This is a genomic window from Mesorhizobium liriopis (assembly GCF_024053505.1).
Classification (GTDB): Bacteria; Pseudomonadota; Alphaproteobacteria; order Rhizobiales; family Rhizobiaceae; genus Mesorhizobium_B; species Mesorhizobium_B liriopis.
Genome location: NZ_JAMXQS010000002.1, coordinates 214,699 through 241,078, shown reverse-complemented (window position 1 = coordinate 241,078; position 26,380 = coordinate 214,699). Strand labels below are relative to the sequence as shown.

At 65.5% G+C, this 26,380-nt stretch carries 25 protein-coding genes; 14 read left to right on the top strand and 11 right to left on the bottom strand.

What is annotated here, in order from left to right:
• Positions 1 to 54 precede the first annotated feature (54 nt).
• Complete coding sequence (locus NGM99_RS04185) at positions 55 to 576, top strand: ankyrin repeat domain-containing protein (protein WP_252816293.1); 522 nt, start codon at positions 55 to 57, stop codon at positions 574 to 576.
• 21 nt (positions 577 to 597) lie between these two features.
• Here the strand turns inward: NGM99_RS04185 and NGM99_RS04180 are convergent, their stop codons facing one another.
• Positions 598 to 2,778 (bottom strand): esterase-like activity of phytase family protein, encoded by a 2,181-nt coding sequence (locus tag NGM99_RS04180; protein ID WP_252816291.1) that lies wholly within the window; start codon positions 2,776 to 2,778, stop codon positions 598 to 600.
• A gap of 150 nt (positions 2,779 to 2,928) precedes the next feature.
• Here NGM99_RS04180 and NGM99_RS04175 point away from each other — a divergent pair, with 150 nt between their 5' ends.
• From NGM99_RS04175 to NGM99_RS04165, 3 genes are read left to right on the top strand one after another with little or no spacing between them, the layout of a single operon-like run.
• Positions 2,929 to 3,876, top strand: a complete 948-nt coding sequence (locus NGM99_RS04175; RefSeq protein ID WP_252816289.1) for a CHAD domain-containing protein — start codon at positions 2,929 to 2,931, stop codon at positions 3,874 to 3,876.
• A complete protein-coding gene (locus tag NGM99_RS04170) occupies positions 3,836 to 4,300 on the top strand; it encodes a CYTH domain-containing protein (RefSeq protein WP_252816288.1) in 465 nt (154 codons plus the stop codon). The genes NGM99_RS04175 and NGM99_RS04170 overlap by 41 nt, the downstream gene beginning before the upstream one ends.
• Before the next feature lie 28 nt (positions 4,301 to 4,328).
• Positions 4,329 to 5,030 (top strand): SDR family oxidoreductase, encoded by a 702-nt coding sequence (locus NGM99_RS04165; RefSeq protein WP_252816287.1) that lies wholly within the window; start codon positions 4,329 to 4,331, stop codon positions 5,028 to 5,030.
• A 78-nt stretch (positions 5,031 to 5,108) separates the two neighbouring features.
• Here the strand turns inward: NGM99_RS04165 and NGM99_RS04160 are convergent, their stop codons facing one another.
• From NGM99_RS04160 to NGM99_RS04150, 3 genes are all read right to left on the bottom strand, one after another.
• Positions 5,109 to 8,225 carry an efflux RND transporter permease subunit gene (locus NGM99_RS04160; protein ID WP_252816286.1) on the bottom strand — a complete coding sequence of 1,039 codons (3,117 nt, stop codon included), beginning with the start codon at positions 8,223 to 8,225 and terminating at the stop codon, positions 5,109 to 5,111.
• Positions 8,222 to 9,361 carry an efflux RND transporter periplasmic adaptor subunit gene (locus NGM99_RS04155; protein ID WP_252816284.1) on the bottom strand — a complete coding sequence of 380 codons (1,140 nt, stop codon included), beginning with the start codon at positions 9,359 to 9,361 and terminating at the stop codon, positions 8,222 to 8,224. The genes NGM99_RS04160 and NGM99_RS04155 overlap by 4 nt, the downstream gene beginning before the upstream one ends.
• A gap of 67 nt (positions 9,362 to 9,428) precedes the next feature.
• Positions 9,429 to 10,247: a hypothetical protein gene (locus NGM99_RS04150; RefSeq protein ID WP_252816282.1), complete on the bottom strand. Its 819-nt coding sequence runs from the start codon at positions 10,245 to 10,247 to the stop codon at positions 9,429 to 9,431.
• Between the two features lie 177 nt (positions 10,248 to 10,424).
• Between NGM99_RS04150 and NGM99_RS04145 the strand changes: the two genes are divergently transcribed.
• Entirely contained in the window at positions 10,425 to 11,168 is a 744-nt protein-coding gene (locus tag NGM99_RS04145) for a response regulator transcription factor (RefSeq protein ID WP_252816281.1), read from the top strand.
• Positions 11,165 to 12,394, top strand: a complete 1,230-nt coding sequence (locus NGM99_RS04140) for an ATP-binding protein (protein ID WP_252816279.1) — start codon at positions 11,165 to 11,167, stop codon at positions 12,392 to 12,394. Before NGM99_RS04145 ends, NGM99_RS04140 begins: the two co-directional genes overlap by 4 nt.
• An 89-nt stretch (positions 12,395 to 12,483) precedes the next feature.
• On the opposite strand, the gene NGM99_RS04135 is transcribed toward NGM99_RS04140, so the two are convergent.
• The 4 genes from NGM99_RS04135 to NGM99_RS04120 form a co-directional block, all read right to left on the bottom strand.
• Complete coding sequence (locus tag NGM99_RS04135) at positions 12,484 to 13,410, bottom strand: ABC transporter ATP-binding protein (protein ID WP_252816277.1); 927 nt, start codon at positions 13,408 to 13,410, stop codon at positions 12,484 to 12,486.
• A complete protein-coding gene (locus NGM99_RS04130) occupies positions 13,407 to 14,054 on the bottom strand; it encodes an ABC transporter permease (protein WP_252816275.1) in 648 nt (215 codons plus the stop codon). The genes NGM99_RS04135 and NGM99_RS04130 overlap by 4 nt, the downstream gene beginning before the upstream one ends.
• On the bottom strand, positions 14,051 to 14,674 hold the full coding sequence (locus NGM99_RS04125) for an ABC transporter permease (protein ID WP_252816907.1): 624 nt from the start codon (positions 14,672 to 14,674) through the stop codon (positions 14,051 to 14,053). Before NGM99_RS04125 ends, NGM99_RS04130 begins: the two co-directional genes overlap by 4 nt.
• Positions 14,675 to 14,771: 97 nt before the next feature.
• Positions 14,772 to 15,650, bottom strand: coding sequence for a glycine betaine ABC transporter substrate-binding protein (locus NGM99_RS04120; RefSeq protein ID WP_252816273.1), 879 nt, complete (start codon positions 15,648 to 15,650; stop codon positions 14,772 to 14,774).
• Positions 15,651 to 15,848: 198 nt separating this feature from the next.
• On the opposite strand from NGM99_RS04120, the gene NGM99_RS04115 reads away from it, so the two are divergent.
• Both NGM99_RS04115 and NGM99_RS04110 read left to right on the top strand, forming a co-directional pair.
• On the top strand, positions 15,849 to 16,874 hold the full coding sequence (locus NGM99_RS04115; RefSeq protein WP_252816271.1) for an ornithine cyclodeaminase family protein: 1,026 nt from the start codon (positions 15,849 to 15,851) through the stop codon (positions 16,872 to 16,874).
• Positions 16,871 to 18,394, top strand: coding sequence for an HAL/PAL/TAL family ammonia-lyase (locus tag NGM99_RS04110; protein WP_252816268.1), 1,524 nt, complete (start codon positions 16,871 to 16,873; stop codon positions 18,392 to 18,394). Before NGM99_RS04115 ends, NGM99_RS04110 begins: the two co-directional genes overlap by 4 nt.
• Positions 18,395 to 18,625: 231 nt before the next feature.
• Here the strand turns inward: NGM99_RS04110 and NGM99_RS04105 are convergent, their stop codons facing one another.
• Both NGM99_RS04105 and NGM99_RS04100 read right to left on the bottom strand, forming a co-directional pair.
• Positions 18,626 to 19,021 (bottom strand): VOC family protein, encoded by a 396-nt coding sequence (locus NGM99_RS04105; protein ID WP_252816266.1) that lies wholly within the window; start codon positions 19,019 to 19,021, stop codon positions 18,626 to 18,628.
• 162 nt (positions 19,022 to 19,183) lie between these two features.
• Complete coding sequence (locus tag NGM99_RS04100; protein WP_252816265.1) at positions 19,184 to 19,609, bottom strand: organic hydroperoxide resistance protein; 426 nt, start codon at positions 19,607 to 19,609, stop codon at positions 19,184 to 19,186.
• A gap of 155 nt (positions 19,610 to 19,764) precedes the next feature.
• On the opposite strand from NGM99_RS04100, the gene NGM99_RS04095 reads away from it, so the two are divergent.
• From NGM99_RS04095 to NGM99_RS04075, 5 genes are all read left to right on the top strand, one after another.
• Positions 19,765 to 20,208 (top strand): MarR family winged helix-turn-helix transcriptional regulator, encoded by a 444-nt coding sequence (locus NGM99_RS04095; RefSeq protein WP_252816264.1) that lies wholly within the window; start codon positions 19,765 to 19,767, stop codon positions 20,206 to 20,208.
• Positions 20,209 to 20,277: 69 nt separating this feature from the next.
• A complete protein-coding gene (dps, locus tag NGM99_RS04090) occupies positions 20,278 to 20,772 on the top strand; it encodes a DNA starvation/stationary phase protection protein Dps (RefSeq protein WP_252816262.1) in 495 nt (164 codons plus the stop codon).
• Positions 20,773 to 20,933: 161 nt separating this feature from the next.
• Positions 20,934 to 21,731, top strand: coding sequence for an LLM class flavin-dependent oxidoreductase (locus NGM99_RS04085; protein ID WP_252816261.1), 798 nt, complete (start codon positions 20,934 to 20,936; stop codon positions 21,729 to 21,731).
• Positions 21,728 to 22,987 (top strand): LLM class flavin-dependent oxidoreductase, encoded by a 1,260-nt coding sequence (locus NGM99_RS04080; RefSeq protein WP_353937371.1) that lies wholly within the window; start codon positions 21,728 to 21,730, stop codon positions 22,985 to 22,987. Before NGM99_RS04085 ends, NGM99_RS04080 begins: the two co-directional genes overlap by 4 nt.
• A gap of 168 nt (positions 22,988 to 23,155) precedes the next feature.
• On the top strand, positions 23,156 to 25,270 hold the full coding sequence (locus NGM99_RS04075; protein WP_252816259.1) for an EAL domain-containing protein: 2,115 nt from the start codon (positions 23,156 to 23,158) through the stop codon (positions 25,268 to 25,270).
• 25 nt (positions 25,271 to 25,295) lie between these two features.
• Here the strand turns inward: NGM99_RS04075 and NGM99_RS04070 are convergent, their stop codons facing one another.
• Entirely contained in the window at positions 25,296 to 25,736 is a 441-nt protein-coding gene (locus NGM99_RS04070) for a pyridoxamine 5'-phosphate oxidase family protein (RefSeq protein WP_252816257.1), read from the bottom strand.
• Positions 25,737 to 25,905: 169 nt separating this feature from the next.
• Between NGM99_RS04070 and NGM99_RS04065 the strand changes: the two genes are divergently transcribed.
• Positions 25,906 to 26,232, top strand: coding sequence for a hypothetical protein (locus NGM99_RS04065; RefSeq protein ID WP_252816256.1), 327 nt, complete (start codon positions 25,906 to 25,908; stop codon positions 26,230 to 26,232).
• Positions 26,233 to 26,380: the final 148 nt, after the last annotated feature.

Here is a 26,380-nt window from a genome sequence, read left to right as displayed (position 1 = left end):
CGCGCGCCGGCTTTGGCGATAGGCTCCAAGCGTTCAACAAGCGAGGCACGTGCGATGGAGAGCAGCGAAGCGGAAGCGATGGCGGAACTCGCCGCACGCATCTTCCAGGCCGCGCGCGCCGGTGACACGGACACGCTCGCCCGCTTCCTCGACCAGGGCCTGCCGCCCAACCTGTCCAACGAAAAAGGCGACAGCCTCGTGATGCTCGCGAGCTATAACGGGCACGCCGAGACGGTGCGCATGCTGCTCGAGCGCCAGGCCGATCCCGACCGCACCAATGATCGCGGCCAGACGCCGCTGGCGGGCGCTGCCTTCAAAGGCGAGGTGGCGGTGATCGAAGCGCTCCTGGACGGCGGTGCTGCCGTCGATGGGGCGGGGCCGGACGGCCGCACGCCCTTGATGATGGCCGCGATGTTCAACCGCGTCGAGGCCATGCGCCTCTTGCTCGACCGTGGCGCGGAGGCTGACGCCAGCACGCCCGAAGGCGCCACCGCGCTTTCCATGGCCCGTACCATGGGCGCCGGCGAGGCGGTGACGTTTCTCGAAGCGCTTGATGGGCAACCCGGCTCCGCGTGAGCCGCGCCGCCTTTCCGATCCTTACAGCCGGCCCAGCCGCAGGAACTGCGTTTCGCCGGATGCGTCGTCCACGCCGTCATTATCGGTGACCGCGAAGCCATTGCCGTCCTTGTCCAGCGCGAAGCCTTCGATCTTGTCGAGCACATAGCCCTTCGGCGCCTGAAGCTCCGGCAGGAAGTCGTGCGCTATCGCCTTCGACACGAGCGGCAACTCGCCACCCAGCGGTGCGGGCTTCATCTCGCTCATCGGCACCGCATACAAGCGCTTGAGCTTGGCCTTGCTCCCGATCTGATTGTCGCGCTCGATCAGGATGACGCGGTCATTGTCGGCGGTGATCTCGGACAGGCCCACCCAGCCCTCGCCCTTGGGCTCGAGCTTGTAGCGCACCGCGCCCCATTCCTTTGAAGCCGGCTTGAAGGCGAAAAGCTTCACCTCGTCCTCGGCGTCCCCCTTCCACGGCCGCTGCTGGGCGAGCCAGACGGTGGTGGCGTCGCCCTCGCCGGTCACCGTCACGCCCTCATAACCGGACGCGGTCGCAGTCGCCTCGACTTCGGCAGGCAGCGCGATCTCGTCCTGCACCGCGCCCTTCGCATCGACTTTCAGGAGCAGATTCTTGCGCCCTTTGGCATTGCCTTCCGAGGCTAGCCAGAAGCCGCCATCGGCCGCCACCGCGATGCCTTCGAGGTCGAGGTCTTCCGCCGTCTTGCCATCCTTGGTCACCGTCATCTCGGCCGTGATCGCGGCGGGTGTGCGGGTGGCGTCGATGGTCAAAATGCGCGGTGCCTTGCCATAGGCGCTGTCGGTCACCGCATAAAGGCGGCCGGGCGTCGCCTTGTCGGCGGCCAGGCCGGACAGCGCGCCCCAGGGGATGGGCAGGCCGGTCTCGCCCAGTTCCGATGCAATCGTCGGATAGGCCGGCGCCGCGCGCTCGGCACGTTGATAGATCACCACCTGCCCCCCGATGCCGCCATCTTCCGTGAGGTCGGTTTCGGTCGCCGTCACGAACAGGTTGCGGCTCGGGATCGCCAACAGGCCTTCCGGTCCGATGCCGCCGGGCAGGACCTGCAACAAGTCCGGATCGGCCCCTTCGCGATCGCGGTAAACGGCCACCACGGACGCGCGCTCGGAGCCGACGAAGATCAGCTGTTCGTCGCCGTAAGTGCCGGTCGCCACGCCCTCGATCTCGATGCCCTTCTTGTTGCGCTTCTCAGGGTAATGGCCAAGCGCCACCACCGCATGCTCCAGGCTGTTGCCCGGATCGAACTGCACGGTGCCGTCGCGCAAAAAAATCGTGAAGCCGCGCGTGCCGCCCTTCCAATCGCCCTCGTTCGCCGTCACCACACGGTCATTGCCGAGCCATGCCACGCCATCGGGCTCGCGCGCGACGTTCTCCATCTTGCCGTCCAGACGGATGACGCCGTCCTTTTCCGTGTCGATCCTGTCGAGATCGACACGGCCCGCATCCCAGTTGCCGGTGACCTTGCCGGTCTTGCCGTCCACGAGAACGACCGCATTGTTTTCCTGCAGCGTGACGACGATCTCGCCCCGCTCGTTGATATCCACGAATTCCGGCTCGGGGTCTTCGCCCGCGACCGATGCGAGACCGGTCAGTGCGATCTCGTTGATCCTGGCGCAGTCGAGCGCAGCACCATCCAGCGCCACCGTCACCAACGAGCCGGCGGGCAGCTGCGGCAGGTTGCCGTCGTTCGTCTCCTCGTCGCGCTGGTTTTCCATCGCAATCGCCAGGAACGCGCCGTCCTTGGCAGCCGCCACCGAGTCCGGCTGGCCGGGCAGTTCGCACTCCTTGGCGACACTCTTCGCGCTTGTGTCGACCGCCAAGAGCTTGCCGGTGGGCTTCGTGAAGCTTTCGGACGTGTCCACCGCCACATAGGCCGTGGTGCCCACGATCTTCACGGAAGTCGGCTCCCCGCCCACCGCCACCGTGCCGAGGGGCTTGGGGTTCGCCGGATCGTTGATGTCGATCATGCCGACGCGTTTTCCGGCGGCGTCGGTGTAAACGAGCAGCGTGCCGTCCGCATTCGCCGAGATGATCTCGGCCACCGCCGGCTTATCCGCCTCGCCCTCGACATTGCTGTGCGCCATGAAAGTCGCCACCCGGTCGAAGAACGGGTCAGCCGAAGCCGGGAGGGCGGAAGCGGCGAGCAGTGCGGTGGCGAGCGGCGGGAGAACGCGATGGCGCATGAACAGAGACCCCTTGGAAAGAAGGTTCTGCCTATCCGTTCCGCCCATGACAGGAGCGTGACAGAACGGTGCGCTGTCTCCGTGCGCTGGCCTGGTTTGCAACCTTTTCGCAGGCTGATCCCTTAGGCGTTCCGCGAGAAGGAGTTTCCCGTGGCATTCAAATTCATGGCGGACGACAGACATGTCCAAAGCGCTGTCCGCCGCATCGCGCTCGACCAGATCGACACGGCGCTCGCCGAACTCGGCGGATTGATCGCGCATGAAAAAGCCATTCACAGCGTCCGCAAGCGTTCCAAGCGCCTGCGCGCCCTGTTACGCCTCGTGCGCCCGTCCTTCGACGCTTACGCCCACGAGAACGCCGCCATTCGCGACGCGGCACAGGGCCTGTCCCTCCTGCGCGATGCCGAGGTGATGGGCGAGACATTCGGAGCCATCGAGGACGAACTGAAGGCGCGCCTGAGTCAGCGCAAGCTCGACCGCTTCCAGAGTGCCATCAAGGCCCGCGCCGAAAAGATGACAGCCGAAGTCGATCGCGAGGAAGCCCTCGAAAGCTTCCGCACGGCTTTCACGGCTCTCCGCAGCCGCGCCGAGGGCTGGAAGCTGAGCACCAAGAATTTCGGCGCGCTGCGCGAAGGGTTCCAGATCATCTACAAGCGCGGCCGCGACGACATGCGCGCGCTTTCGCACAGCGACGACGCCGAAACATTCCACGACTGGCGCAAGGCCGTGAAGGCGCATTTCTACCATCTCTGCCTAATGCGCGACGGGGCCCCGCATCTGCTCGGCGGCCAGCGCGATCTCGCCAACGAGCTGGGCGAGCTCCTGGGCCAGCAGCACGACATGTCGGTGTTCCGCCTGGGCCTCGAAACCGAAAGCGAGCTGTTCGGCAATCTGGAGGGTCGCGACGTGCTGCACGACGTTCTCCTGACGCGCGAACAGGCGCTCGGTCGGCAGGCGCTTGCCATGGGCGGCGAGCTCTTCGTGGAAAAGCCCAAGGCATTGGTTTCACGCATCGAGAGCTATTGGACCGACTGGCGCAAACGGAGCGAGAAAGCGGATGGCGCAGGAGATCGAACGCAAGTTTCTCGTGCGGCATGAAGGCTGGCGCGAAAACGTTTCCCGCCTCTCGCATATCGTCCAGGCCTATCTCGGCGCCGCCCCGGGCCTCTCGATCCGCCTGCGCATCCGCGACAGCCAGACGGCGTTCCTGACAGTCAAGAGCGCGGAGAAAGGCCTGAGCCGTTCGGAGTTCGAATATCCGATCCCCGTATCGGACGCCGAGGCGATGATCGCGCTTTCCGGAGGCCCGCGCCTGCAGAAGACGCGCCACGACGTGGTGCTGGGCGACCTCAAATGGGAAGTGGATGTCTTTGAAGGGGTGAATGCCGGGCTTGTGCTGGCCGAGGTCGAGCTACCCTCTGAAACCCACGCCGTTTCGCTGCCCGACTGGATCGGCGAGGAAGTGACGGGCGACCCGCGCTTCTACAACGAACACCTCGCGCAAAAGCCGGCGGACACTTAAGGCTGTCTCCCCAATCAGGAGGGATCATATGAGCGAAAAGGTTGCCATCATCACCGCAGGCGGTTCGGGCATGGGCGCGGCCTCCGCGCGGCGGCTCGCCGAAGACGGATTCAAGGTTGCGATCCTGTCCTCATCCGGCAAGGGCGAGGCCCTGGCCCTCGAACTCGGCGGTGTCGGCGTCACCGGCTCCAACCAGTCGAATGATGACCTCAAGCGCCTGCTCGACGTCGCGCTCGAAAAATGGGGCCGCGTCGATGTCCTGGTGAACAGCGCGGGCCATGGTCCCCGCGCGCCGATCCTCGACATCACCGACGAACAGTGGCATCAGGCGTTCGACGTCTATTTTCTCAACGTGGTCCGCGCCACGCGGCTCGTCACCCCCGTGATGATCGCGCAGAAGGCGGGTGCGATCGTCAATATTTCGACTGCCTGGGTGTCCGAACCAAGCGCGATGTTTCCCACATCGGCGGTCGCGCGCGCGGGCCTTGCCGCCTATTCCAAGCTCTTCGCCGATGCTCATGCCAGGGACAATGTGCGCATGAACAATGTGCTGCCCGGCTGGATCGACAGCCTCCCCGGCACCGAAGAACGCCGCGAAAGCGTGCCGATGCAGCGCTACGGCAAGGCGGAAGAGATCGCCGCCACCGTTTCCTTTCTGGTCTCCGAAGGTGCCGGCTACATCACCGGCCAGAGCCTGCGCGTCGATGGCGGGCTGATGCGATCCGTTTGAGCCTATTCGAGGCTCGGCAACGAAGCGGGCAACGAAAACTCCTCGCCAGCCCTCAGCCGATGAATCACCAAACAGTCTCTATGAACCCGCCGGGGCCGAAACTTCCGGCGCCGGCTTCTCCTGGCGCGGCAAGAGCTTGCCGAGCCAGCGGCCGAGCCAGCGCTCGAGGTCGTCCACCACGGTGTACACCACCGGCACATAGACGAGGCTGAGCAGCGTCGAGGACAGGAGCCCGCCGATCACGGCCAATGCCATCGGTGCACGGCTTTCGGCGTCGGCACCGATGCCGAGCGCGATCGGCGCCATGCCGGCACCCATGGCGATCGAGGTCATCACGATCGGCCGCGCGCGTTTGGTGGCGGCGTCGAGAAGCGCGCCCAGCCGGTCCTGCCCGTTGCGCCGCGCGACGATGGCGTATTCCACGAGCAGGATCGAGTTCTTCGCGGCGATCCCCATCAGAAGCAGCACGCCGATCAGAACGGATACGGCGACCGAAGCGCCCGTCACCCACAGAAAGCCGAAGGCGCCGCCGATGGAAAGCGGGAGCGCGGTCAGGATCGTCACCGGCTGCAGGAACGAGTTGAACAGAAGTGCGAGCGTCGCGAACATCAGGAGCACGCCCGCGATCATCGCCATGATGAAGCCGTTGAAGAGTTCGGCCAGCCGCTTGGAATCGCCCTGCGGTTCTTCCGTGATGCCGGCCGGCAAATTCTTCATGGCGGGCAGCTGCATGATGGCGTTTCGCGCCTCGCCCAGCGTCAGGCCCGACAGTTCGGCCTCGACCTGCACGCGGCGGTCATTGTCCACATGCCGGATCGTGGTCGGGCCCGCCGCGAACTCGAAGCGCGCAATCGCTCCCAGCGGCACGGTGGCGTTCGTGCCCTTCACCTGAAGGGTCGCGATGCGGTCGAGATCGCCGCGCGCCTCGTCGGTCAGCGTCGGCACCACATAGACTTGCCGGTCACCGAGATTGAACTTGGCGAGGGCCGCATCATTGTCGCCCAGCGTCGAGACCGACAACAGACGCGCGACCTGGGCTGCCGTCACGCCCGCGCTCGCCATGCGCGCCTTGTCGGGCACCACGACAAGCTCCGGTTTGGCGGCCGCCGCGTCCGAAACCGGGTTGAGCAGGCCCGGCACGGTGCGCATCTCGGTCGCGAGCTGGGCAGCGGTTTGAGCCAACCTGTCGCTGTCGGCCCCCACCAGCGTGATCGAGACCTTGGCGCCCGATTGGCCGTCCGCACCGAACTGGATGCGTGCGCCGGGGATGTCGCGCAAAAGCGGACTCATCCGCGCCTCGAACTCTTGTTGCGTGATGTCGCGCTCGGCGCGCGGCTTGAGGTTCGCCGTCACGGTGGCAGTCGTCACCGCGGCACTCGTCGAGCGGCCGGGCCCGCCACGGCCTTCCGTCGCCGTGCCGATCTCGGCGAATACGCTCTTCACTTCCGGCTGTTTCCTGAGGCGCTCGCTGACCGCCATCACCGCGCGGTCGGTCTCGGCCAGCGTCGAGCCGGGCTGCAACTCCACGCTCGCCACCGCGCGGCCCTGGTCGGTCGCGGGCATGAACTCGGTCGGCAGGCGTGTCGCAACGAAGATCGAGCCGGCAAAGAATAAAAGCCCGAGCAGGATCGTCAGCCAGCGAAAGCGCAGCGCACCTTTCAGCACGGCGAGATAGGCGCGTACCCACCCCGCCACCCTGGTCTCGTCATGCCCGCCGCCCGCCTTCACGAGGTAGGCGCCCATCAAGGGCGTCAGCGTGCGCGCGACGAGCAGCGAAAACAGGACGGACACGCAGACCGCCACCGCAAAGCTCGCGAAAAGCTTGCCTGGAATGCCCGGCATGAAGGCCACCGGCACGAACACGGCCACGATGGTCATGGTGGTCGCCACCACCGCGAGCCCGATCTCGTCGGCCGCTTCCATTGCCGCCTGATAGGCCGAAATGCCGGTCTGGCGCATGTGGCGGACGATGTTCTCGATCTCGACGATGGCGTCGTCCACGAGGATACCGACCACGAGCGAAAGGGCGAGCAGCGTGATGCCGTTGAGCGACAGGTCCAGCCACGCCATCACGGCGAAGGTCGGGATCAGCGACAGCGGCAAGGCGGTGGCGGACACGAGCGTCGCGCGAAAGTCGCGCAAAAACACGAACACCACGGCCACCGCCAACAGCGCGCCCACCCACAGCGCTTCCACGGCCGCGTCGTAGCTTTCCTCGACGAAGTCCGAGGTCGATGTGACTTCCGTCAGCTTCGCCCCGCTGTTCTGCGCGTTCAACCCGGCGACCGCGTCGCGCACCGCATGGGTCACGCCGACCTGGCTCGATCCCTTGGCGCTGAACACGGAAAAGGACACGACCTCACGCCCGTCGAAGCGGGCACGGCTGCGCGGCTCCTCCCAATTGTCCTCAATGGCGCCGATATCGCCCAGCCGCATGATTTCGCCCGAACCGAGCGTCACCGGCAGATCGGCCAGATCGGCCACGGAGGCGACGCGGCCCAGTGTGCGCACGGACTGCTCCGCCTCCCCCACCACCGTGCGCCCGCCCGAACTGTCGGTGGTCTGCGCTGCCAGCGCCTGGCTGATGTCCTGCACGGTAACGCCGAGTGCGGTGAGCCGGTCGGGATCGAGCTTGACGAGGACGGCGCGCGACACGCCGCCCGAGCGCGTCACCTTGGACACGCCATCGACCTTCAACAGCGCCTTGGAAATATCGTTGTCCACGAACCAGGACAACTCGCCCGGGTCCATCTTCGGGGCATCGACCACATAGGTCAGGATCGCGAAATCACCCGCATTCACGCGTGCGACGACCGGTGCTTCGGCCGTGGTCGGCAACTGGTTCTCGATCGAGGACACGGCCGTGCGCACTTCGTCGGTGGCCTGCGTCAGGTCGGTGTCGAGCTCGAACTCGATCATCGTGACCGAAGAGCCTTCACTGATCGTGGAGGACACGCTTTCCACGCCCGAAATCGTGGAAACGGCACTTTCCACCAGATCGGTCACCTGGGTCTCGATCTCGGTCGGCGCCGCGCCCGTCTGCGCCACCACCACCGTCACCATCGGAAAATCGATGTCGGGCATGATGTTCACGCGCAACTGGGTGAAGCCCCAGATGCCCGCGACGAGAAGCGCCAGAAAGAGAACGACGGTCGGGATGGGATTGCGGATCGACCAGGCGGAGATGTTGTTCACCGCGTGGTGTCTCCCGTCACGGTCTCATCGTTTTGCGCCTGGCTCTCGACCACCAGCACGCGGTTGCCGTCGGCAAGAAAGCCCGCGCCCTCGGCCACCACCATCTCGTCGGGCTTCAAATCGCCCGACACCGTGATGCGTCCTTCCGCCCGCGCGCCGGCCTGAACGGTGCGGCGCGAAACGGTGCTGTCGTCGTTGACCACGAACACGGCCGGCTTGTTGTCGACCCAGGTCAGCGCCCCCTGCGCCACGGTGAGTGCCCTGCCGCCCGCTGCGTTCACCGTGCCGCGCACGAACATGCCGGCGCGAAAGCCCGAGCCTTCGGGCAAGCGAACGGCAACCGTCGCGAGATGCGACGTGGCATCGACCGTCTGGCCAAGCGATGTGACCTTTGCCGTCACCGGCTTGCCGTTCGAACCGTCGAGCGTGACGGCATCGCCGACCGAGACGAGGCCGAGCCGCTGTTCGGGTATCTTGATGCGTGCTTCGAGCGCGCCGTCGCGCTGGATACGGGCAATCTCGGTGCCGGCCTGCACCATGCCGCCCTCCACCGCCGGTTTCGCCGAAATCACGCCGGCGAAAGGCGCACGGATTTCGAGGCGGTCGAGCTGCACGGCGAGCGTGTCGCGCACGGCCTTGGCCTGTTCCACGGCCGCATTCGCGGTTTCGAGCGTGGTCTGGCGCGTTTCCACCGTTTCGCTCGCGAGCGTGCCTGACCGTGACAAGCGCAATGCGCGCTCGCTCGCCGCCACCGCATTGCGGGCGGAGGCTTCCGCACTACGCACCGCCGCGTCCTGCTGCGCGATCTGGGCTTTCAGAAGCGCCGCGTCGAGGCGGGCCAGAACCTGGCCCTTTTCCACATGGTCGCCTTCGGACACGAGCACTTCCCTGAGTGCCACGCCGCCACTCTCGGCACCGACCACCACTTCCTGCCAGGCCTCGACCAGCCCCGTGCCGGAAATGGGAACCGACACCGCCTGCTCGCGCACGCGGTCGGTGGTGACCGAGAGACTTACGGGCGCGTCCGGCGATTTCGCTTCGGTTGCCGCGCGTGCTTCCTCCGCCTCGGCATTCCCGAGCGAAAGGCCGAGCAGAAGCGATGCTGCGAGCGGAAGCGTGCGAAAAGGAAAGGTCATCTCGTTTCAAGTCATAGCAGAGAGAGGGCCGGAAAACCCTTGCTGGTCTTCCGGCCCCTTTGCGGTTTTACTGCGGCTGCGCGGGCGCAGGCGCTTCACCGGCAGGCGGCGGAGGCGGCGGAGGGGTTTCACCGCCGCGATTGTCCGGTCCTCGTCCGGGTCCACGACCTTCCGGACCACGGGGACCCTTCGGGCCGCCCCAGCCGTCGCGCCCCGGGCCGTGGCGCGGTCCATGACGGGGGCCGAGTTCGGCGAGAAGACGATCGGCGGTTCTGGCCTGCTCGGGCGTCAGCACGGCCGACAAGCCGTCGAGCGCCGTCTTCACGCGTTCCGCTGCCTGACCGCGTGCAATCGAACGGTCGAGGAAGCGCTCCATGCGCTGCACGCCACGCAGATCGTCGAGCACGCCCGCATCGGCCTGATCGACTGTCTCATCGGCAGCGTCGGGCGCAGGGGGTGCGCCGGCCTCGTCAGCTGGGCCTGCATCGGGTGCGGCCGCTTCGGGGCCGTCATCCTCGTCGCCGGGAGGCTGCGCCATCGGTCCGCCGCGACCGGCCTGGACGAAGGCCACCACGGCGCCTGTGAAGTTGCGCCATGCCGGCTCCTGCTCGGCCGTGATGCCAAGGGCGACCTCGGCGGCCGAAAGCTTTTCGGCCACGTTCCACAGCATGCCGGGGCCGCGCCGCTCGCCATGGCGCGGGCCGTGATGACGCCAGCCACCCGGACCACCGCGACCGTCACGGTCGCGCCAGTCCTTGTCGCCGCGCTCCTGGCGCGGACCGCCCCGGTTGCCATCGTCGAAGCCGCCCTGCTGCGCATAGGCGCCGACAGGAAGGGCGATGCCTGCGGCAAGGGCTGCCGCGAGGATGTTTCTTTTCGTGCTCATGAACCAAGTCCTTTGTTCGGGTTGGTGACAGGAGCAAACATAGAAAGCGATTGTGGCGGCCCCCATGGCGGGTGCGTTTCCGAATGTATCGATTTGTAACGAGGGCGGCTCGGGCGCTGGCGCAGAAGGCCGATCGGTGCATTTTAAGAGAATGACCGAAGCCCGACCGACAAGCCGATGACCGACAAGACCCGCGTGCTCGTGGTGGACGACGACAGCGAAATTCGCCAGCTCCTTGGCCGCTATCTCGAGGGCCAGGGCTTCGCCACGGCACTCGCCGGCGACCGGCGCGAATGCGAGGCGAAGATCGCGCAGTTCGCGCCCGATCTCGTGGTGCTCGACGTCATGCTGCCCGACGGGTCCGGCCTCGACATCTGCCGCGACATCAAGAACCGCACGCCGGGCCTCGCCGTGATCCTGCTCACCGCGCTCAAGGAAGATGTGGACCGCATCATCGGGCTGGAACTGGGTGCCGACGACTATCTCGGCAAACCGTTCAACCCGCGCGAACTCTCTGCCCGCATCAAGGCCGTGTTGCGGCGCGGCGGGCCGACACCGGAAACTGCGGAGCAGCCCCTGTCGGTTTCAGGCGCGATCTTCCGCTTCGAGACCTACCGGATGGACACGGTGACGAGGGCCGTGACGGATGCGCAAGGCGCGGAGATCGAGCTGACCGGCACCGAATTCGACCTCTTGCGCATCTTCCTCGAACGGCCCGGCCGCGTGCTTTCACGTGAAACATTGCTCGACCTGCTCCACGGCCGCGCCTCGGTCGATCCGTTCGACCGCACCATCGACGTGTCCATGAGCCGCCTGCGGCGCCGCTTCGGCGATGGCGGTGTGTTCCGCCTGTTCAAGACCGTGCGCAATGGCGGCTACCAGTTCGCCGCGCATGTGGAGCGGGAAGAGCGGACGCCATGATCCCGCTTCGCCTGCGGCTTGCTTTGCTGCTTTTCGTGGCGATCGTCACCGTCGTGGTGCTGGCCGCCGTGATCACCGCGCAGATCGTGGAACGGGGGCGTGACGGCAGCTTCAATCGCGCCTTCGCCGAAGAGGTCAGCGTCGTCACCAGGCTCGTCGGAGGCTCGGCCGAGCGGGCGCGGGAAGCCGGCATCACGCTGGGGCCCAAGCCCGACGGGCGACTGATGCGCCGCCTCAACGAGGAGCTGATGGCATTCGACCTGCCGCCCAGCGCGATGATCGTGGCGGCCGACGACAACAAGCGCCAGCTCGCTTTTCCGGTCACCGACAGCGAATGGGCCTATCTCAGCTATCCCAGCCGTCCGCCCTCGCCGTTTCGAGCGTTGGTGTCCTATCTTTCGCTCGTGGTGCTCGGGGCCATCGTGGTTTCCTTCTTTGTCGCCTCGCGCATCCTGGGCCCGATGCGGATGATCGAGAACGCGCTCGCCGCCGTCGGGCCCGAAGGCGTGCCGCCGCCGATCCCCGAAAAGGGGCCGCCCGAAACACGCGCCACGGCACATGCCCTCAACCGTCTTTCCGCCCGGCTCAAAAGTGCCATGGAAAGCCGCATGCGCCTCGTGGCTGCCGCCGGGCACGATCTGCGCACGCCGATGACGCGGCTGCGCCTGCGCGCCGAATTTCTGCCCGACGATGACCGCGCCATCTGGCTGCGCGACCTCGACGAGCTCGACCAGATCGCCGACAGCGCCATCCGCCTCGTCCGCGAGGAAGCCGAGCCGGGTGCCTTCGAGCCGATCTCCCTGCGCAGGCTGGCGCAGGACGTGGTGAAGGAGGTGAGCGAGATCGGGCTGCCGGCCTCGATCGTCCCCGGCGACGCGCCTGCGCTGGTGCGCGGCCAGCCGCTTGCTCTCAAGCGTGCCTTGCGCAACCTCGTGGAGAACGCCGCCCGCCATGGCGGGGGTGCCAGGGTTCAGGTCACCCAAGCCGATAGGCGCGCGGTTTTTCGCGTGGAAGACGACGGCCCCGGCATTCCGGACGATCTTCTGGCCCAGGCCTTCGAACCCTTCTTCCGCGTCGATGCTGCCCGGCGCAAGGTCCACAAGGGCGCAGGCCTGGGGCTGGCGATCGCGCGCGAGATCGTGGAGCGGAATGGCGGCACGATCACCATCCGCAACCGGCAACCGCACGGATTGCTGCAGGAGGTGACTTTGCCTCTGGGTCAGTGAACGGAGGGTTCTCTCGTCTGATTTGAAGCGTCGAAGAGGTGGGGGTGACGCGGCCGCGAAACACACCTCACCGCGAAACCTGCCGGTCGTTAAACCGCGAACACCGCTTCGCGCGTCAAGGTGCCCACCTTCGTGCCCTCGTCCACCACATCCACCCGATCCGCATCCGCCGCGATCATCGCGGCCAGCGCGTCGCGCAAGTCCGTGTCGCCCGAGACCTGAGCCTTGGCCACTGCCTCGTCCGGTGCGCTCATCACGTTGCGCGCCTCGAACAGGCTCAGCCGCTTCAGCGCCCGATCCGCGCCGACGAAGTTTTCCACGAACCCATCGACGGGCCGCGACAGGATCGTATCCGGCGTGTCGTATTGCACGATCTTGCCCGCGCGCATGATGGCGATGCGGTCGCCCAACCGCACGGCCTCGTCGATGTCGTGGGTGACCATCACCACCGTCTTCTTCACGCGGCGCAGGATGGCGCGGAACTCGTTCTGGAGGCGGGTGCGGGCGATGGGGTCGATGGCGCCGAAGGGCTCGTCCATGAGAAGCACCGGCGGGTCGGCCGCGAGCGCACGCGCCACGCCCACGCGCTGGCGCTGGCCGCCCGAAAGCTGGCGCGGATAGCGCGAGAGCATGGAGGTGTCCAAGCCCACCAGCTCGATGAGCTCCTCGTTGCGACGCTTGATTTTGGACGCGTCCCAGCCGAGCAGCTTGGGCACCGCGCCGATATTCTGCGCGATCGTCATATGCGAGAACAGGCCCACCTGCTGGATCACATAGCCGATGCGGCGGCGGAACTGCACGGGATCGACCTTGCGCACGTCTTCGCCCGCCACCATGATCCTGCCCTCCGTGGGCTCGATCAAACGGTTGATCATGCGCATGGTGGTGGTCTTGCCGCAGCCCGAGGGGCCGACCAGTGCGACGGTCTCGCCATCGGGCACCACCATGGAAAGATCGTCCACGGCGGCAGCCGACCCGTCCCCGAAGCGCTTGGAAACATGGTTCATGGTGATCATGCGCCCGTCCTTTCGGCAAAGAGCAGCTTTTCGGTGAGCGCGAGAATGAACTCGGCGAGAAGGGCGAGAACGGCAATCGTCAGCGCCCCGACGAGCAGACGCGACATATCCATGATGCCAAGGCCCGCGACGATGAAATCGCCCAGGCCTCCGCCGCCGATGAAGGGCGCGAGGGTCGCGCCCGCCAACACCTGTACGGCCGCGGTACGAAGCCCTGCGAACATCGCTGGAGCGGCCAGCGGCACGCGGATCTTCCACAGGATCTGCGAGCGGCTCATGCCCATGCCGGTCGCGGCCTCCACCGCATCGGGATCGACGTCGCGCAGGCCCACATAGGCGTTGATCAGGATCGGCGGCAGCGCGAGGATCGTCAGCGCGACGATGGACGGTGCCAAGCCGATGCCCATGAAGGGCATCATGATGGCGAGGATCACGAGGCTCGGCAGCGTGCGCAAGGCATTGACCACGTTGATGGAGACGGTTGCCAGGGTCTGGCGGCTGATGATCAGAACCGCGAGCGGCAGGCCGACCGCAAGCGCGATCAGAAGCGAGGCACCCGACATCACCAGATGCTGGATCAGGGCGCGGTTGAAGGGAGCGGGATTGTTCCAGATCCAGGTCAACGCATCGAGAACGAGGCTCATGCCGCCCTCCAGCGCAGGAGCGAGCGCTCGAAGCGCGTGAGGCCATAGTCGAACAGGATCGCCATGAGTGCCGTGACCAGGCCGCCGACGATGATCTTCTCGGGATAGTTCTGGTCGAGCCCGGCCAGGATGATGGTGCCCAAACCGCCGCCGTCGATAAAGGCCGCAATAGTGGCGATGCCGATCACGGTGACGAGCGCGATGCGGATGCCCGACACGATCAAAGGTAGCGCCATCGGTAGTTCGATGCGGAAAAGCCGCTGCCAGCGGCTGAACCCCATGCCGTCCGCCGCATCCAGCACATCTTCGGGCACCGAGCGCAGGCCGGTGACGACGTTGCGGAGCAGGATCAGCAGGCAATAGGAAGAAAGGCCGGTCAGCGCGGGCTTGAAGCCCAGCCCCATGAAGGGGATCAGAAAGGCAAAGAGTGCGAGGCTCGGGATCACGAAGATGATTCCGGTGAGCGTCAGCACGACCGAATACAAACGCGGACGCCGCGCGCAGACGATGCCGAGCACGAGCGCAATCGCACAGCCGATCAAGACGGAGGAGAAGGACAGCACGAGGTGCTGCCACGCCGCTTCCGCGATGGTGTCGAGGTTCTTGGGCGTCCACTTCAGCAGAGGGCAATCCTCATCACGAAAGGCTCAAACAATAAAGCAAACCCGCGAAGGCGTTTCAAAACCTTCGCGGGCTCAGTTCTCGGGTGGAAATAGGTCAGATCTTGTTGTCGGCCAGGAACTTTTCCGCCACGTCGGCCGGCTCCTCGCGGTCGCGCTCGACGGCGGCGTTCAGCTCGCGCATCTTCTCATTGGTGAGAAGGGGCGCCACCTTGTCGAGCACTTCGGCGATCTTCGGGTTGGCCTTCAGCGCGTCCTGACGCACCACGGGCGCGAGATAGTAGGGCGGGAAGAGGTTCTTGTCGTCTTCGAGCACCACGAGCTTGCTGTCGGCGATCTGCCAGTCGGTCGAGAAGCCATAGGACAGGTCCACCTGCTTGTCGGTGACGGCCGAGAAGCGGATGCCGAGCTTGGCGAAGATGATGAAGTCCTTGAACTGGATATCATAGACCTTCTTCATGCCCGGCAGGCCGTCCGAGCGATCGGCGAAACCGGCTTCGGCACCGAAGGTCAGGTCCTTGGACACGGGGCCGAGGTCCGACAGGGTCTTGAGCTTGTACTTCTCGGCCGTTTCGGGAAGCGTGATGATGGCATAACCGTTGTTGATGCCGGTCGGCTTCAGCCATGTGACCTGGAAGTTCTTCTCGTAATAGCTCTTCACCTCGTCATAGATCTTGTCGGCGCCGATCGTCAGGTCGCCCTTGACCACGGAGGCCTGTGCCGTGCCCGTATATTCGGGGTAGAGGTCGATCTCACCATTGACGAGCGCGGTCTGCGCGATCTGCGTGGTGCCGAGGTTCAAGCGGCGCTGCACCTCGATGCCGGCCTTTTCGAGCGCTTGGGCGTAAATCTCGGCGACGACGAACTGCTCGGTGAAATTCTTGCTGCCGATCTTGACCGGCTCGGCCTGGACGGCGGTGGCCGCGACGATTGCGGCAAGGCTGAGGCCGGCAGCCTTGAGGAAAGACGAGACCATGGAATTCTCCAAAGGGAAGGACGGCGGATAATGGCCTGAATTGGCAGCGACTGTGAGAACGTCCCTGCCAAAGCAAGGCACTTTCGCGAAACAAAATTCTAGGGCAGGCGGGTTTTCCGTCAACAGCCGACCGCTTCGCGTTTCGCCATCGGGCAGGCGGGCTGGACGCGACTGGCGCCAGGGATTAGGCGAAAGCCCATGAGCGCATCCCATTCCCCCCATTCTCCCATCTATATCACCTATCTCAACCGCTTCGACATCGAGGCGGCGGCCTTGAGCGATGCCGAGATTCTTGCGGCCATCGAGGCGAGCCTCGCCATGCAGGGGCGGGCCGAGACGGTGATCGAGCCGCGCGTGCATCTCGAGCCGCGCGCGGGCGTCGAGGGCCATTTCAACGTGCTGCGCGGCTGGATCGGCGGCGCCATCGACGCGGCGGGCGTCAAGGTCGTCGGCGACTTCGTGGACAATTACAAGCAGGGCCTGCCCTCCGAATTCGGCGTGCTCAACCTTTTCGACCCGCGCACCGGCGCGCCGAAAGCGATCCTCGACGCATCCGGCATCACCGATATGCGCACGGGCGCGGTGACGGCCATCGGCGCGAAATATCTGGCGCGCAAAGGCTCCAAGGTTCTCGGCCATATCGGGGCGCGCGGCACGGCCTACTGGAACGTGCGACTGCTCGACCACCTCTTCGATTTCGACGCGATCCGCGTCCACTCGCGCCGGCCGGAAAGCCGCAACGGTTTCGCCGAGCGCCTGTCGCGCGATCTCGGCAAGGAAGTGATCGCGACGGATGACTGGCAGGCTTGCGTGGAAGGGGCGGATATCGTGGTGGAGGCCTCGCGCCTGAGCGCGCCCACGCCGCTTCTCAAGACCGAATGGATCAAACCCGGCGCGCTGGTGGTGCCTTACGGCACGATGAGTGCGGTGGAACTCTCACTCACCGATATCATGAGCAAACTGGTGGTGGACGATTGGGGCCAGTGCAAGGGCGGCAAGTTCGGCTCGCTGCGCGCGCATGTGGAAGCGGGCAAATTGTCGGAACAAACGCTTCACGCCGAACTCGGGCAGATCGTGGCTGGCCTGAAACCGGGCCGCGAGAACGAGGACGAGACGATCCTGTTCTGGCATCGCGGCCTGTCGCTGTCCGATATCGCGCTGGGCCACGCTTTTCTCCGGAAGGCGGAAAGCATCGGCGCCGGACACCGCCTGCGCTACGCATGAGCGGACGGGTCCATGAGATCGGAGCAAAGCCGCTGACCGTCGAGGACGTGGTCGCGGCCGGCAGCGCTCCGACGCGGCTGGTGGTGGACGAGACGGTGCAGGCGAGGATGCAAGCGGCGCGGGCCGTGGTCGAGCGCTATCTGGACGAGAATATCCCGGCCTATGGGCTCAACACCGGACTCGGCGGCAATGTCGGCCACCGGGTGACGATCGCCGAGACGGCAGGCTTTCAGGAGCGCTTGGTGCTCGGGCGCATGGCGGGCATCGGTGCACCGCTGCCCGTGGAGATCGCACGCGCGGCACTCTTTGCCCGTGTCGAGGCTTTGAGCCGGGGCGGCGCGGGCCTGTCGCCGCATGTGTTCGAGCTGCTGGTCCGGATGGTCGAGCGCGACGTGGTGCCGGTTCTCCCCTCGCGCGGCTCGCTCGGCACGGGCGATCTGTTGCAATCCATGCCGATGGCGGGTGCCGCGATGGGTCAGGGCGAGGCGTTCTATACGGGCGAGGTCTTGCCGGCGAAAGAAGCGTTGCGACGGGCCGGTCTGGAACCTGTGGCACTCGGCTCCAAGGACGGGCTGGCGATCGCCAATGCATCGCCCGTGACGGCGGCACTCGCCTGTTTCGCGTTTCAAGACCTGGCGCGCATCGTGACGCTGCATGTCGCGGTGGCGGCACTGGCTTGTGAGGCGTTTGGCGCCAATCCCGGCATTTTCGACGCGCGGCTGGTCGGTGCGCGCCCCGCAGCCCGGCAGGTGGAAGCCGCTGCTCGCTTTCGTCATGCTCTCGAGGACAGCGACTTCCTCGGCACCAAACCGGCCCGCGTGCAGGACGCGTTGTCATTCCGCACCCTGCCGCAGGTGACGGGCGTGGTGCTCGCCGCTGTCAAGAGCGCGCGGCGCGAGGTGGAGATCGAGTTGAACGGCGAGCCGGACAATCCGCTGGTGCTGGTGGAAAGCGGCGAAATCCACTCCACCGCCAATTTCCACACGCCCGCGCTCGCGCTCGCCTTCGACACGCTGGCGATTGCGCTTTCGCATCTCGCGACTGCTTCCGCGCAACGCGCGATCAAGCTGATGACGGGCCGGCTTTCTGGCCTGCCGAATTATCTGTCGCCGCTCGGCGGCGCTTCCGCCGGCTTCGTGCCGCTGCAGAAGAACCTCGCGGCCCTTCAGGCCGAGATACGCCTGAAAGCCACACCCGCCAGCTTGGATGCGCTGGTCGTGTCCGACATGGCCGAAGACGTCGCGCCGATGACGGTGCTGAGCATCGGGAAGCTTTCCGAACAGCTCGACCCCTTGCGCTGGACCCTGACTTTGGAAGCGCTGGTGGCGGCGCAAGCGTGGGATTTACGCGCGAGAGGGGCGCGGCTCGGACAGGGATCGGCTGTGGTTTACGAGGCCGTGCGCGCGGTGGTGCCGGTGTTGGAAGCGGATCGTGCGCTGACAGCGGAACTGAGCCGATTGCATGATGAGTTGTGGCACGGGGCGCTGATTGAGCGGTTGCAGCCGCTTTGCTCTGCATAAGAGCCACGCGCACAAGACAGCGTTGTGCAGGTGGAGAGGTTACCCCCACCCCTTGCCCCTCCCCACAGGTGGGAGGGGAGACACCAGCCTCACGCCATTAATGCAAGCTGGGCGCCAAGCTTAAAAGGTGAGATGCGGAGATGACGCCTTCCCCTCCCACCTGTGGGGAGGGGTAAGGGGTGGGGGTGGCGTTTCCGCTTGTACCGCGCTGGCCGCAATCTTCAGCTGAGTTCACAAAAACCGCCCGCCCCGTGCCAGCACCTCGATCTTGTAGCCATCCGGGTCCTCGATGAAAAAGAACCGTGCGGAAAACCCGCTCGGGTGCTTCAACTCCTTGATGTCGCGCGGGCTCAAGCCTTCGCTTGCCATGCGCGCGTGTTCCCTATCGAGGTCATCCACCGAGACGGCCAGGTGCCCATAGCCGTTGCCGAGCGCGTAAGGTTCGCTCTGGTCGGCATTCACCGTAAGTTCCAGCTCGAAACCGGTCTCGGCGTTGGAAAGATAGATCAGCGTGAACCCGTCGAAAGCGAAGCGATCGGCCACGGCGAGACCGAAGGCCCTACGGTAGAAATCGACCGAGCGCGCCTCGTCGCGCACGCGGATCATGGAATGGATGAGCTTCGCCAATCGTTTCTCCCGCCTGAAATGAGAAAGGGACGCGTGGCACGATAACATGCGCCACACGTCCCGCGAGGGATCATCATCCAGCCTGCAGGGACGGCTGATGATCCCCCTCAAGAACCGTTCAGATAGGCCTGGACCGGGGGTTGGCCAAGCCGCACCGGACGGTCAAGCCGCAGAGATGTCCACTGCCACGCCGTTGTGGGCGAGGTGGGAATAAGGGCAGACCACATCGGCCTTGGCGATCAGGTCCTGGGCGACGGCCGGATCGACGTTCGGGATGTTGACCTTCAGCGCGGCGGTGAGCCCGAAGCCCTGGCCGTCATCGCGCGGGCCGATGCCGATGGTGGCCGTCACGGTCACGTCGTCGCCGAGCTTCACCTTCTCCTTGGAGGCCACATGCTTGAGGGCCCCGAGAAAGCAGGCGGAATAACCGAGCGCGAAGAGCTGCTCGGGGTTGGTGCCCTCGCCGCCCGCGCCGCCCAGCTCCTTGGGCGTCACCAGCGTGACATCGACATTGCCTTCCGCGGTCTTGGCCTGGCCGGTGCGGCCCCCGCCGGTCGCGGTGGCATGGGCATGGTAAAGAGCTTTCATGATCCGGATTCCTCGATTGTCGCGCCAATTTTTACTGCGGTAAATAATTCCGTAGCGCTCCATCACGTCCTTGTCCATCAGAAAATTATCGCGATATGGTTTTTTGTGATAATGGGTCTTGGCTGTTCTCCCCGGTCCCAGCAGGAACCACCGCCATGAGCAAACCGCTCACGCTCGACCAGCATCTGTGCTTTTCGCTCTACAGCGCCTCGATCGCCATCAACCGCGCCTACAAGCCTCTGCTCGACGGGCTGGGCATCACCTATCCCCAATACTTGGTGCTTTCGACCTTGTGGGAGGAGGATGGCCGCACGATCTCGGCCATCGCCGAGCGACTGGCGCTCGAGCCTTCCACCGTCACACCCTTGGTGAAGCGCCTCGAAAGCGCCGGCTTCGTTTCGCGCCAGCGCAACAAGAACGACGAGCGGCAGGTGCTGGTGACGCTGACGGCGAAGGGACAGGCCATGCAGGAGCAAAGCCAGTGCCTGGGCGAAACGCTGATCGCATCCTCCGGCATGACGGTGGCCGATCTCGGCGCCCTCAACGAGGCGGTCAAGGCCCTGCGCGACACGGTGACGGACCGAAAGCCGACCGCCTGACCTTTTCGTGAAGAGCTGTCTTCCCTAAGTCTTGCCTCGACACCTCACAGGACAAAGGGAGCCGCCTTCATGGCCACCAAGCTGCAGAAGAACCACAACAGTGTCGACACCAACGCCAAGCGCGTGGTGGTCGATCTCCTGAACGCACGTCTTGCGGACGCCATCGACTTGGCACTCATCACCAAGCAGGCGCACTGGAACCTCAAGGGCCCGCAATTCATCGCCATCCACGAGATGCTGGACACGTTCCGCAACGATCTCGACACCCATGTCGACACCATCGCCGAACGCGCCGTGCAGCTGGGCGGGGTCGCGCTCGGCACCAGCCAGACGGTGGCGGCGGAAAGCACGCTGCCGGCCTATCCGACCGATATCCAAAGCACCAAGGATCACCTTTCCGCGCTGATCGACCGCTATGGCGCAACCGCCAAGCTCGTGCGTGAGGCGATCGACCAGTCGGAAGAAGCCGGTGACGCCGATGCGGCGGACATCTTCACGGCCTACTCGCGCGCGCTCGACAAATCGCTGTGGTTTCTCGAAGCGCATACCCAGACGCCCGATTGAGGGGCGGACCTTCTGAAAGACTGATCTGCCCGGCTTCCAGCGGCCCTGAGAAAGGGTTTTAGGTGTTTGCTGGAGGGCAAAGGGGTGGGGGTAGCGCCTCCACCCGCACAGCGCCTTCGCAACAACCTGCCAACCCTCCCAACCAGACAAGCGAGCCCGTCATGCCCGCAGCCCTCGCTTTATCCGGTCCCTTCGCCACCGAGCCCGACAGCTGGCATCCCGCCACGCTTCTCGAAACCGTTCGCGCTGCCGAACAAGCCGGCCTGCCGTTCGTGATCCTTCCCGATCGTATCGCCGCCGCTGACGGCACCGGCGCGTGGCCCGATGCCACGCTTCTCGCTGCCTGGCTCGCAGCCTCCACGCAGACGATCGGCTTTCTCGCAGCCACGTCCGCGGTTGGCCATCAGCCCTACAATCTCGCCCGCCGCATCGCCTCGCTCGACATCATCAGCGGCGGGCGCACCGGCTGGTTCGTCCGCAACGACGATGAGGCCAACGAAAGGGCGGCCTTCAGCGGGGCGACACGCCTGCCCGAAGGCAACAGCGCTGAGCGGATCGCCGAGTTCGTCTCGGTCGTGCGCGGTCTCTGGCAGAGCTGGGATGCCGACGCGCTCCTGCTCGACCGTGAGAGTGGCCGCTTTCTCGATCCATCCAAGATGCATGTTCTCAACCACCAGGGGCCGCATTTCTCGGTGCAGGGGCCGCTCAATGTGATGCGCTCGCCGCAAGACCTGCCGGTGCTGGCAGTGGATGGCGGCACCCGCGACGCCGAGGCCGACCTCGTGATCACGCCCAACACCTTCACCATTCGAGGGTCGGACTCCGAGCCTCATACTTTGCTTGTTGTCGAAAACCCGGCGGAAGCGGCACGACTACTGGCAAGCGGGCCAAACGATTCACCTCCGAAACAAGCCACGCTCCGCAGCCGTCTTGGGCTCATCAAGGAGACCCGCTCGTGAGACCTGCCGGCGCAAAGCTTTCCCTCGGTGCCTTTCTGATGGCGACCGGGCACCATATCGCTGCCTGGCGCCACCCGGAGGCAGCGGCCGATGCCGGCATCCGCTTCGAACATTATGTCCGCCTCGCCCGGGCCGCCGAACAGGCCGGTTTCGACCTTCTTTTCCTCGAAGACGCAGCCGGCCTACGCGAAGCCAACGCGAACATCGCCAGCCAGACCTCGCGCTCAGTCGGTTTCGAACCCTTGAGCCTGCTTGCCGGCCTTGCCGCGCATACGAGCACGATCGGCCTCGTCGCCACCGCTTCCACCTCCTATAACGAGCCTTACGCGCTCGCCCGCGCCTTCGCCTCGCTCGATCTTTTGTCGGGAGGTCGCGCCGGCTGGAACCTCGTCACCTCGGCCAGCACCATCGAAGCCGCCAATTTCGGCGCGGAGGGCCTGTGCCGTCATGGCGACCGCTACGGGCGCGCCAACGAGTTCGCCGATATCGTGAAGCGCCTTTGGGACCCGGCCGATCGCGCGAGACCCATCGCGCATGAGGGCGAGAATTTTTCGGTCTTCCAGGGCCTCGGCCTGCCGCCTTCGCCGCAAGGCGCGCCGGTGCTGGTGCAGGCGGGCGCGTCCGATGTCGGCCGCGACCTCGCCGCGCGCACGGCGGATGTGGTGTTCACCGCGGCGCAAACCTTCGAGGTCGCGAAGAGCTTCTACGACGACGTGAAGCACCGCGTCCGCGAGGCGGGACGCAACCCCGATCACCTCAGGATCATGCCCGGCGTTTCGCCGGTGGTCGCCGAAACGCGCGCGGCGGCGCAAGAAAAGTTCGAGCAGCTTCAGGCCCTGATCCCCGACGAGGTCGCCCTGGCCCTTCTGGCCTCCTATCTCGACACGGATGCGCTGAAAGGCCTGCCGCTCGACGGACCGCTGCCCGAACTGCCCGCGACGCAAGGCATGCAGAGCCGGCAGGCGCTGGTGATCGAGCAGTCGCGCCGCGACGGGCTGTCGATCCGCGATGTCGCCCGCCATTTCGCCGGCGCGCGCGGCCACTGGCGGGTCGTGGGCACGGCATCGGATATCGCCGACCAGCTGGAAGAATGGTTCACCGGCGAAGCCGCGGACGGCTTCAACATCTTGCCGGCCGTGTTCCCCGGCGAGCTCGACAGCTTCGTGTCGCTGGTGATCCCCGAACTGCAACGGCGCGGTCTGTTCCGCGAGGCTTATGATGGCCGGACGCTGCGTGCCAATCTCGGTCTCGTCTGATCGAGCCGCGTCCAGGTTCCTCAGATGTGCGCCTCCGCTCTACTTCGCCGTCAGCGGCTTCATCCACTTTATTAAGAACGAAACTTGTTTAGGGTAGAACGTTAAATCACTCTGCACACGACCTGTGCAGAAGAACCAGTAGTGACAACCCGCAACCGGGGCTTGCCCTTGGCCCGACAGCCGAAAGCATTTCGCGACGGAAAGTTCTGGGAGCAGGCGCTCGACCGGGCGCAGCTCGGGCTTTGGGATTGGGACCTTCAAAGCGGCACCTGCTTTTATTCCGCCACCTGGGCGCGGATGCTGGGCTATAGCCAGGAGGAGCTCGCGCAAGGCAGCGATCTCTGGCTCAAGCTTGCTCACCCGGAAGACCGCGACCAGGCCGTGGAAAGCGGCGACCGGCATCTGGCGGGCGCCACCGACATCATCGAAACCGAGATGCGCCTGCGCCACAAGGACGGGCACTGGGTCTGGGTACTCGACCGGGGCGGCGTGGTGGAGCGCGATTCCGAGGGCAACCCCACACGCATGGTCGGCGTGCAGACCGACATCTCCAAGCAGAAGGAAGCCGAGCACGACCTGGGTCAGGTCAATGCCCGCTTCCGCCTGGCACTGACCGCCAGCGGCACCGGCATCTGGCACCATGATTTCGAAACCCAGAAGAGCTACTGGGACGCCCGCTCACGCGCGATCTACGGCTTCGTCGGCGAGGAGGGCGCGGTGCCGGACGGTTTGTGGGAGACCTTCCTGCACCCCGAAGACCGCGAGATGGCCGAGATCACGCACCAGATTCCGCGACAGGCGCATGACGTGGTGGCGGTGCGCTATCGCATCATCCGTGCCGACGGCGTGGTGCGCCATGTGGAATCGCTCCTGCAGTTCATGCCGGTCTCGAACGAAGCCGGGCAGATGATCGGCACGGTCCGCGACGTGACGCTCGAGGAAGAACGGCAGCAGGAACTGGCCTTTGCCGCGCGCCATGACGGGCTGACCGGACTTCTGAACCGCACCGCCTTCGATGCGATGCTCGCGGAAGCCATCACCAAGCCCGCCAACCTGCCGCTCGCGGTGTTTTATATCGATCTGGACTACTTCAAGGCCCTGAACGACTTCGCAGGGCACGCGGCGGGCGATGCGGCCTTGCGCGCCATTGCCGCCTCGATCCGGGGCGTACTGCCTAAGGGCGCACAGGCCGCGCGGCTCGGCGGCGACGAATTCGCGGTTCTCGCCACGCATTGCGAAAACGGCGAGTTCCTGGCCCAGCTGATCCTCGATGCCATCCGCCACACGGAGCTTCGCCAGAATGCCGGTCCGCGCAAGCTCGGCGCCTCGATCGGTGCGGCGATCGTCCACGACCCGAAAATGGCGGCGGCCGACGCCCTCGCCTGTGCCGACGATGCCTGCTACGCCGCCAAGGCCTCGGGCCGCAACACGGTGTCCGTGTTCGCCTCGCAGGACCCCAACTACACGTCCGGCCTGAACGCCGCGCGCATCGCCTCGGATACGATGGACGCGCTGGACGAAGGGCGGCTGAAGCTGTTCGGACAGGAAATCCACCATCTCGGCCGGCCCTGGACCGATGCGCCCCACGCGGAAGTGCTGGCCCGGCTCGAAGGCCGCGACGGGCAGATGATCATGCCCGGCACCTTTATTCCGGCCGCCGAACGGTTCGGCATGGCGCCCAAGCTCGACCGCTGGATCTTCCGCACGGCCCTGTCGCGCCACAGTGCCGCCATGCGCGAGAACGGCCTCGTTCTGTCCTTCAACCTGTCGGCGCAGACGCTCAGCGATCCGGGTCTCTGGGACTTCGCGGACACGACCATCACCGAAACCGGCGCGCCTTACGAGAATGTGGTGTTCGAGATCACCGAAACCGCGAGCGTCACCAATTTCGAGGCCGCCGAGCGCTTCGTCATCCAGGCACGCGAGCGGCGCTGCAAGATCAGCCTCGACGATTTCGGCGCCGGGCTTTCCTCGTTCGACTATCTGCGCCGCTTTCCCGTGGACAGCATCAAGATCAACGGCTCCTTCGTGGAACACATGGCCGAGAACAAGTTCGACCGCGAGATCGTCTCGGCCATCAACGGCGTGGCGAAAAGCCTTGGCTATCGCGTGATCGCCGAGCGCATCGAAAAGCCGGAAGGCTTGGCGCTCCTGCAGGGGATGGGCGTCGATTGCGGCCAGGGCTTCCTGCTGCACCGCCCCGAACCGCTCGATGCGCTGGTCGCGCGTGCGGCGGGCCGCACGGCCACAGCGAAAGACCCGCTGGCCGTGCAACCCGCCTAAGCTTCGCCTATTAGGCTGACGCGTTTCAGGCCGGAACCGAAACTTCGCCTTCGTCCTCGCCATCCCAATAATGGATCCGGGTCGCGTGGACCTTGATCAGCGTGAGGCCCGGCGTGTCGATGCCTTCGGGGAAGTAGCGCTCCACATCCTTGGCCCAATGCTCCTTGAACTGCGCCTTGTCGCGGATGATCTCGCCTCGACCTTCGATGGCGATGAAGATGCCCGGCTTGCCGAGCAGGCTTTTCGCGCCCGCATAATTCAGCGTCACCTTGGGATTGCTTTCGATCTGCGACACGGAATGCGTGCTTTGGTGGGCGAAGAAGTAGCTGTCGCCCTTGTATTCCACGTCGCCATTGTTGCTCATCGGGCGCGAGGCGATCTCGCCGCCGGGCGTGTGGGTGGACAGCATGGCGAAATCGATCTCGGCGATCTTCTTGGACAGGTCGGCAAGCGTCAGCTGGCCCATGAATGTGCTCCTTGTGGGTTTGCAGCCTTAGGAAGCGCGGGGGCATTGATCAGTTCCCCTTTTAACTGTTCCCCTCCTGGCAGTCCCGCCCCGTCCGTTCTCGGCTCGTCAGCCCCAAGAAAGCCAATCTTTCTAGGTTGCACCGCCCTGTATCTTGGAGTCCGCTGCCGTGCCTCGAGGCTTTTCGCCCTTTAAACGCCGCCTCGCCCGCCGCCGGGAACGCCTGACCTCGCGCCGGGGCGGGCTGATCATCGCAGCGCTCGTGGCGCTGCTCGTCGGTGGCGGCTTCGTCTACTGGCAGTGGCAGGTGCACGAGGCGCTCGAAGCCGCGTCCCCCACCGAGACCATGGGCGAGGAATGCGCGGATCTGGCCGAAGCCAATGAAAGTGCCGAGGACGGCTCGGTCAATGCCGCGCAGGACGATGCCGAACTTGCGGCGGCACTCAAGGCCTGCGAGGATCAGGGCTTGGAGCCGGGTGGCGAGGACGGCGAGTAGGCGGCTCACGAACGGGCTTGTCTCGCCCACGGCAATGCTTATTTTTCAGGAAGACGCCCGCCTTCGCGCGATGCGTCCTGCGAAAGCCTTGAGACGCCTGTCTCGGCTTCGCCCTGTTATCCAAGACTGTTCGACCGAGAAAGACGTC